Raw genomic sequence first — 8,384 nt, 5'->3', positions numbered from 1 at the left:
GTTGAACATGGGGTCGTTTGCGGGAGGGGGCGGAATCCTCCCGCGAGTGACCCCAACAATTCCCGCCTTCTTCGATGAAACCGTCTGCCTAACCGCGTTTCATTTGCCAGTCTTCCACTGAAGGAGGCTTATTGATGTACTGCTTACTCCATTCGTCGCCCCGGCTGGCTGCTTTGCGGAACCATTCAACTGCGCGTTGTCTATCCAGCGGTACACCCGCGCCAAAACTGTACATCACGCCGAGCCCGGCCATGGCGGCTGCGGACCCCTGATCGGCGGCTTTCTGCAGCCAATAAACAGATTTCTTGTCGTCCTTCTCCACGCCGTCTCCAACCATGTATCGTTTTCCAAGCTCAGCCTGAGACGTGACGTCCCCGTGTAACGCAGCTTTTTGCATCCATAAAAGGGCCTGTTGTATATCCCGTTTGACACCGATGCCCTCGGCATACACTGCACCCATGAAGCTCTCCGCACGTGGAAAAGCCTGGTCCGCGGACTTTCTCATCCAGATGACAGCCTCTTCGGGGTCTTTGGGCACGCCATTTCCAAAATAATACATCGATCCCAATGCAAACTGGGTGATGTGGTTTCCCGCTTCTGCCGTTTTACGGATGAGCGCTACGTTCTGATCATTATCCTTTTGCGGATTCACTTCCTTAATATACATTCCACCAAGTGTGGCGGCAGCGCCCTGATTTCCCTGTTCAGCCGCTTTCCGCAGCCAGGATGCAGCCTCGATATAGTTCTGCTCAGCATTATTGTTTGGCTTGACTTCGCCACTCAATAACATAACGGCAATCTTAAGCTGTGCGTCGGAATCTCCCCGATCAGCGAGCACTTTCAAGTCCTTATATCGGCTTTCCTGTTGAGCGGTTTGCGCTTCGATGGCGCCCGCCTCTTTGGGCATGACCACCCCAAGAAGCGCGAAGCTCAGGATAAAAACACGCCAGAACGGCGCTCCAGAAGATCGGACTGAAATAGACATAAAAGGTCCTCCAGGGATGTTTCCACATTGGCAACGGCGCCCGGTTCAGGTAAAGCGCCTCACGAGATGCAGCAGCCTGTTCCGATCAGGATATCAACCGGAACAGGCTGCTGCGATCGCGGCCGCCAAACAAGCTTCGCACCTGACAGACGTGGTTCGCGGTGTTGGAGCTGCCTGTTCTGAGACCACCAGGCAGAGCCGACTATCTATCGCCGCCGCCGCCGCCCCATTTTCGTGATTTTCCTGCGGGCATCGTATTGGGCTGGCCATGAAAGTCCACGTCCAGTATTCCCTTTATGAAGTTGAGCGCAAATTCCGTCCAATTCCAATTTGATTTTATAATTGAAGTTATAGTTGCCGGCGGTCCTGGATGCGTTTTATTGTATGCATCACGGACGGCTTGTTCTAATTGTTGCTGATTAACGCCATAGCGTTCTGCGAGAATCCGTGGACTGAGGCGATCCGTCTTTCCGCCCGCCGTGCTGCTGCCACCACTCATGCCGCCACCGAAACCGTCGCCACGACCACCAGCCCTTCCGCCGCCAGAGCCGCCGCTTGCAGCAGACCCGCCGCCTTCACCGCCGAACACGACGGCCATTTCCTCTACAGTCAATTCACGCATGCCATTTCTCCTTGGGTTGACCGAATTATTCCAAGTCTAATCGGGGTCTCGGCAACAAGTGTCCGGTCAAGGCCTGCGCCCGATCCATGAAACTCTACGTTTCGTGTGCCTAAGATTATCGGGGCTGTGGAGAATAAAAAGGGACGCCAGCACCCCTATTTTTTGCTGCCAACGCTCTTCCTTTTTGGAGGTGCATCGGGCCGCAGCGTTCGTTTCAAGTTGCGAAAATCTCAAGCTCGGGTGGGAAACCCGCGCCCGCAAGGTAGCGCCGTAGGGTTTGCCGGAGGCTTGCGATCAGCGCCTTCGCCGCTGGCGTTCGTGCGATGCTTTCCATCCGTTGGATTTCCTCGAACAGCCGGCCGGGCGAAGCCATGTCCTTCGCTGCGTCCTGTCTATCTAGCGGCAGAGCTGGCCGCGTTTTCGTCCGAGAACTTCGCTTCAATATCCTGCAGCGACCGCCTGCAGATCTTCATAGGGTTCTCCTGGCAGCGATTTTTGCAGCCTCGCCGATCCAATTTCCCATTTTGCGAACACTAAGCGAACCGGCCTTTGCTCCTGTCAACGGGCAAGCCGTTCCCCTCAGCTCCGCTTCGGTGACAGTCCGGCCGCTCCACCTGGCCGTGTTTCGCGGAAATTGGTTCCGCGAGGCAATATCGCCTATATTCAGGAGAACCCTATGAAGATCGACCGGCTCACGATCGCGAATGTTCTGAAGGCCGCGAAGTTCTCGGACGAAAACGCAACCGCCGTCGCCACCGCCATTGGTGACGCTATAGAGGACGCAACAAAGGACATGGCTTCGCTTAAAGACCTTGAATTGATCAGCGCGAAATCCGACGCGCGGATGGAAAGCATCGCCCGAACGCAAACCATCTGGATCATCGGCGCTATCTTCACCGCCGTCGGCTTGCTGGCGGCGCTGAAATTCTTCGCCTGACGGCGATGGCCCGCCCCAGAGGGCGGGCCTTTTCGTGCTCAACATGCCCGCCCTCCCCGCTTCCTTCGCTCGCAGTCTTGCGGCCGCTCTTATTGTGGCCGCGCTCTTGCCGGCGCCCGCTTACGCGGGCGCCGGTCCTTTCGCCCTGGACAACATTTCCGTCGAAGTCGTAGACGGCGATACCTTGCGTCTCGTCGGCTCCCGCCAGCTCATCCGCCTGTTTGGCGTGGACGCGTGCGAGTTCGATCAAGAGGCGTGGACGCAGGAAGGCCAGGCGGTCAATTGCTCGTCGCCGGCAGTGAAGGCGCTTCGTCTCTGGACCTCGCATCGCCGCGTGTCCTGTCTGATCCGTTCGACCGATCGCTACGGCAGGCTTCTTGGCGTGTGCCAGTCTGACCAGATCGCAGATTTTTCCGCCGAATTGATCGCCCGCGGCTTGGCCCTGGCCTATCGCTATCGCGCTCGCGCCGTGTCGGCCGAGTACGAGCAGTTGGAGCAGCAAGCGAAGTCGGAAGATCGCGGCCTTTGGGAGCTCGCGTTTGATGAACCGTGGATTCATCGCCGGCAGAAATAGAAACGACCCCGGAAGTTGGAGCTTCCAAGGGCCGGAAAAGAACATCGATTGCCTATCTATGCTCGATAGTTGCGTGATTCGGAGGAGAAAATCCAGCCAGGCTGTTTTGGCACGTCGCTACGCGACCGCGCTCTATTCGCTGCGCTCACCGAACCCGAAAGCGGTTTCGGCCCATGCGGGTGACGATCGCATCGTGCAGGCGGGCAATCACCGGGGGCAGCCGGCCATCATCGTCCAAGGATCGCGAGCCCAGCAGGCTCGCCATGCCGCGTGTCCCTGTGCTGCGCAGGAATGCAGAACCCTATTGCTACTTGAGTGAATCTTTTGAAAGTCGGTCAGATACCAAAAATGGTAATTGGAGCATATGAACAGCAGTATGAGCCTCGGCAGCCGTAAGACCCATCAGACGCAAACCCCCGAGTGTGGCGATCAACCCCGTCTTGAGATCATAAACCTCCCACGAGCCATCCGCAGCTGGCCGTACGTTAACGTGCATCGTTCCACCTCCTGAATCGCTTTCCAACGGTGTACGGATAAATATGTTCCTTTATCCAGCGTTGGATAGGCGTGGAAGATCGACGGATTTCAGCCGTCAGCCTCAGCCAAGATCCGATAGACCGAGGCGCGACCAATGCCGAGCCGCTTCGCGATCGCCGTAGCCCCAAGCTTTTCATCATGTCGCAGACGGCGTATTTCAGCGGCGTCAAGCTGGCGACGACGCCCTTTGTAGACGCCTCTCGCCTTCGCCGCCGCGATACCTTCCATCTGCCGTTCACGTCGCAGATTGGTTTCGAACTCTGCAAACACGCCGAGCATGTCCAGAAATGCTTTGCCACTCGCGGTCGCCGTATCGATCGGCTGCTCGGTAGCCCGCAACGCTACGCTCTTCGCTTTCAGCGTCCGCACGATGTCTTGCAGATCCCCTATCGACCGCGCGAGCCGGTCGATGCGTGTGACCATCAAAATGTCGCCCTCGTGCAGGAAATCCAGCAACGTTGCGAGCTCAGTTCGCCCATCTCGCCTGGTGCCGCTCTTCTTTTCCGAGCGGATGACTTGGCAGCCGGCAGCTCGCAAGGCCGCTTCCTGTATGGCGAGGTCCTGGTCGATGCTACTGACGCGGGCATATCCATAGATCGGCATGGTATACTGTCTCATTAAAGTCTAGACGTTTCGACGATACTGTCTCGCAACGCCGATAACAACCCTTATGAGACGCGATAATCGTCTCATCGCGTTGCCCCGCTGGCGTCTACCTAAATGAGGCGACTACAGGGCAGACTAAACGTCCGGCCCAGACGGCAGCCCCATGAAGATCAAGCCGGCATTTGTGATCGAAAGCGAACGTCGGCTGCCCTGCGCTAATACTGGGTAACGGATCTCCGCGAACCCAAAGTCGAGCAATCGACGCACCTGGCGCCAGGGCATATCGGTCTCCTAGCCACGAGCGATGACGGCAAGGTCTTCCATCACGCCGACGTGGGATCGTCAGGCAGGCTTTGCGTAGAAGAGACGGCGGATTTTCCAGATTGAGGTTCAGCGACGATCATCATGTCGGCTCCTCGACGTGCATCCTGCGCCACAGACCAGTGACACGCACAGCGTGAAGACGGCATAGACGAGAGCGAAAGCGAATACGGCTTGTCCACCTGGCCTTTATCAACACATAGGCTTCAGTTATGTGGGCGCGAATTTGTGTTTTGTGCCGTTATAAAATTAGAGATTTGGTCAATCGCTTCGCGCGTCGCCTCCGTGATTTTTAAGCGCTCTGCTTCTCCAAAACGTCCCAATACGTGCGGAATGACATCTTCCTTCGTCCCTGGGTGGCCTACCCCAATTTTAATCACATTCATTTCGGTGCCGAGCGCGTGTTGAATGGATTTTAGACCGTTGTGTCCGCCGCTGCCGGTGCGACGTTTCAATCGGACCGTCCCTACTGAAAGGCTGAGATCGTCACTTATTATCAATACATTCGATGGTTGGATTTTGTAGTAATCAATATATTTCATTGCTACCACACCAGATAAATTCATAAACGTTAATGGTTTTACAAGTAATACCTTAGTGTCCGCGATTGTTGCTTCTGACACTAGAGCATAGAACCGCTTTTTCCATGGCGTGGAACTTCAATTCTCGCGAATACTGTCAATTATTTCGAATCCAATATTATGTCTGGTCCCAAAATACTCACGTCCAGGGTTACCTAAACCTATTAAAAGAACCATTGTACCTCTCTCTGGAGACATTTGGCGTTCACGGCGGCTGCGACGCAATGCAACTCTAAAAGCAAGATCTATGAGAATATAAATAGGGGTGCTGGCGCCCCTTTTTGGCCATCGAGAAGCCAGGCAACCCCGCGATCGAACAGAACTGACGGCCGGTCAGCTCCGGTCTGTCAATCGGCGTTTAGCCGGAACGCGCCCCATAGCACTGTAGTGCGAAGCCGGTGCTTGAATCAGTGCCGCGGATATGCGGTGCGCCGCTAAAGTGGCGCCTGTCTGATATGGAGAGCCGCGACCAGGGCGCGGCTCAAGTCTCAGGGAGAGGCTTCGCCCCAACGGGAGAAAAGGAGAAACCCATCATGAACGTCGCAGCTACGCAGTTTTTGACCATACCCCTCACCCATCTGGAAATCTCGCCCAAGAATATGCGCAAGACCGATGCCGAGTGCGTTGATGACTTGCTGGCATCCATTCCGGTTCACGGCTTGATCCAAAGCCTCGCCGTCGAGCCGAGCGGCAAGAAGGACCGCTATCTTGTCATCGCTGGCGGGCGGCGGTTGAAGGCGCTGAAAATTCTCGCCAAGGAAAAGGTAATCTCCAAGGACTATCCGATCCCTTGCCGTGTCGTGGACTCGGAAGCGGAAGCCATTTCATTGGCGGAAAACCACAATCGCGTCCCGCCGCATCCGGCAGATCAGTACGATGCTTTTGCCGCGCAGATCGCGACCGGCAAGAGCATCGAGGAGGTTGCCAACGCTTACGGCGTGTCGGAAACCATCGTGAAAAAGCGCATGAAACTTGCCGCCGTCGCGCCGGAAATCCTTGCGGCCTATCGGGCGGGTGACCTCGAATTGGAACAGGTCGCAGCCTATGCAGTGTCGGACGATCACGAGCGCCAGCGCGCCGTTTTCACGGGCAACCCGAATGCCCGTTCGCACAACATCAGGACTGCGCTCACCGAGGGCGAGGCGACGGTCAGCGACAGCCGCGTCAAGCTGGTCGGGCTGGACGTCTATGTTGCGGCAGGCGGCGCGGTGCGCCAAGACCTGTTCGCGGAAGGCGACAAGGGCTTATATCTCATTGACACCGCCTTGCTCGACCGGCTGGCCGCCGAGAAGATTAACGCCATTATAGAGGACGTGAAGGCCGAAGGCTGGCAGGACGTTTTCCTGTTTGACGGGGCGGTCTGGGAGTTGCAACAGATCTACAAGGGCCGCGTCTATCCGCAGCGCTTGCAACTGACAGAGGAACAGGAAGCCAAGCGGGAAAAGGTAGCCGAGCAGCTGGAAGCCGTCAGCAACGAGCTTGAAGACGACGAGGACAACGCCGAATTGCTGGCCGAGTATGATCGGCTCGGAGAGGCCTTGGAGGCTTTCAATGTCGAAGCCTATTCCGTCGAAGACAAGGCGCGCGCTGTTGCCGCTATCACTCGTGATTACAACGGCAATCTACGCATCGAGCGCGGCTTGATGAAAAAGGCGGATCGGGACAGCAACACCGGTACAACGAGCGCCGCGCCGCAACTGGACGCGGAGGGCTTGCCGCAGGTTGGCAACACGCTTGCCGTGGAACTAGCCGCTGTGCGGTGCGCGGCGATTGCCGCAGACTTGACGACAAACGGCCAGAAGGCCCTTTCCGTAACGGTCTACACCATGGCGACGGATCTGTTGTTGGGCTATTCCAACCTGAAATCGCCGTGCGATCTTCGCATCTCCAACAGCCGCGTTGCTTCGAGCATCAGCCATAAGGACATGCGCCCGCTCGAAACGCTTGCCACGGCTCTCAAATCCGTGCGCGAGGCGCTTCCAGAAAACCCGCGCGATTGGCTCGCCCATTTGCTCGCCCTCGACACGGGCGCGTTGCTCGACATGCTGGCGGTATTGGTGGCGCATTCCGTTAATCCGTTCGGCCAGTTTGCCGAGACGTTCGCCAAAATCGCCGCCGACGACCTCGCCGCATCGATGGACACGCAGTGGGTTTCATTGTCCGATCTCGACTATCTGGCCCGCATTCCCAAGGCGCAAATCCTCGCCGTGATCGGGAAGGTCTGTGGCCGCGACAAGGCGGAAAACCTATCCAAGCTGAAAAAGGCCGAACTGGTCGAACGCGCAACCGAGTTGCTGAACGGCAAATGGCTTCCGTCGCAGCTTTCGGCGTTGGCGAGCGAGGCCGCCCGTGACAATGCCGAGGCCCGGTTCAGCGAGGTTTTTCGAGACGGCATCGAGGATGACGATGACGATGATTTCGGCGGCAACGATGACGAAGCCGGGGATGATGAAGATATTGGAATGAGCGAGGAATAGGAAGGGCCAAGCCGTGATCGTCAAAAGGATCACGGCTTGGACTGACTTCTGCAGCGGCGCGGTCCTTCTCCTGCCTCGCCGCCGCACAAGACAGGCGGGCAAATCTCCCACGCCCGCCAGTCCCATCGAGCAACGCTGTAATGACCCTAAGAGGCGAAACGCCATGAGTGACGGAAGCGGATATGACGACTTTGGCATTGCCGATTCAGCGCTGCCGGCCATGTGGCCGTCTGACGGTGAACCGAGTGATACATCGGCCCACGCGCAGATCGTCATTTTGCCAGTGGAAAGCTCCAATCGTGCGCCGTCGAGCGGCGAAGGTTTGCCCTTGCCGGCGTGATCGTTATCGTGCATGGCGCTGATTCTCCTTCGAAAACCACGCCAGTCGAATCCCAAACATCATCAGATTTGAGTCAGAGCCAAATTTGCATGCCTAAACACATTTAGGCAGGAAATCCATGAAAACCTGAATGTGGTCGAATACTGGAATAGCGCCACCAGTTTCGTGTTTTTCGGCAAGTGAGAGCGGCGGTGCAAAAGTCGGCCACGGTAGCGGCGGAATAATCCTGCTGCGGGCGGAGTAAAATCCGGCCACCTATTTCTCTTCTGCAATGAATGCAGGAGGGACAGGGGATCTACACCGTGGAACTTTATCTGAAGGTGCGGCTGGCTGTTTCGGAAGGGATGAGCCGGCGTCAGGCCGCGAAGCATTTCAACATATCGCGCGACAGCGTTGCCAAGATG

The 8,384-nt window shown here is 56.9% G+C and carries 8 protein-coding genes and 1 pseudogene; 5 read left to right on the top strand and 4 right to left on the bottom strand.

Annotation, left to right across the window (positions count from 1 at the left end):
- Positions 1-88: 88 nt before the first annotated feature.
- Positions 89-985 carry a tetratricopeptide repeat protein gene (locus DUT91_RS24065; RefSeq protein ID WP_114442932.1) on the bottom strand — a complete coding sequence of 299 codons (897 nt, stop codon included), beginning with the start codon at positions 983-985 and terminating at the stop codon, positions 89-91.
- Between the two features lie 202 nt (positions 986-1,187).
- Complete coding sequence (locus DUT91_RS25665; protein WP_147272273.1) at positions 1,188-1,607, bottom strand: hypothetical protein; 420 nt, start codon at positions 1,605-1,607, stop codon at positions 1,188-1,190.
- Positions 1,608-2,283: 676 nt separating this feature from the next.
- Between DUT91_RS25665 and DUT91_RS24060 the strand changes: the two genes are divergently transcribed.
- The gene (locus DUT91_RS24060; protein ID WP_114442931.1) at positions 2,284-2,544 is read left to right on the top strand and encodes a hypothetical protein; all 261 of its coding nucleotides are present in this window, start codon (positions 2,284-2,286) and stop codon (positions 2,542-2,544) included.
- A 43-nt stretch (positions 2,545-2,587) separates the two neighbouring features.
- Positions 2,588-3,118, top strand: coding sequence for a thermonuclease family protein (locus DUT91_RS24055; protein ID WP_245419982.1), 531 nt, complete (start codon positions 2,588-2,590; stop codon positions 3,116-3,118).
- Positions 3,119-3,703: 585 nt separating this feature from the next.
- Here the strand turns inward: DUT91_RS24055 and DUT91_RS24050 are convergent.
- Positions 3,704-4,258 (bottom strand): recombinase family protein, encoded by a 555-nt coding sequence (locus DUT91_RS24050; RefSeq protein ID WP_114442928.1) that lies wholly within the window; start codon positions 4,256-4,258, stop codon positions 3,704-3,706.
- Between the two features lie 530 nt (positions 4,259-4,788).
- Positions 4,789-5,340: pseudogene (gene pth, locus DUT91_RS24045) on the bottom strand (aminoacyl-tRNA hydrolase).
- Between the two features lie 356 nt (positions 5,341-5,696).
- Between pth and DUT91_RS24040 the strand changes: the two are divergent.
- The 3 genes from DUT91_RS24040 to DUT91_RS24030 form a co-directional block, all read left to right on the top strand.
- Positions 5,697-7,640, top strand: coding sequence for a ParB/RepB/Spo0J family partition protein (locus DUT91_RS24040; protein WP_160113710.1), 1,944 nt, complete (start codon positions 5,697-5,699; stop codon positions 7,638-7,640).
- A 163-nt stretch (positions 7,641-7,803) separates the two neighbouring features.
- Positions 7,804-7,980, top strand: coding sequence for a hypothetical protein (locus tag DUT91_RS25905; RefSeq protein WP_160113709.1), 177 nt, complete (start codon positions 7,804-7,806; stop codon positions 7,978-7,980).
- 302 nt (positions 7,981-8,282) lie between these two features.
- The coding region (locus tag DUT91_RS24030; RefSeq protein ID WP_147272271.1) for a helix-turn-helix domain-containing protein at positions 8,283-8,384 on the top strand (102 nt) is incomplete at its 3' end.

Origin of the sequence: Paramesorhizobium salinisoli, from assembly GCF_003335045.1 — a bacterium.
In the GTDB taxonomy this organism is placed as follows: domain Bacteria; phylum Pseudomonadota; class Alphaproteobacteria; order Rhizobiales; family Rhizobiaceae; genus Paramesorhizobium; species Paramesorhizobium salinisoli.
Note: the sequence above shows the minus strand (reverse complement) of the source record. Positions and strands in the feature narration are given on the sequence as shown.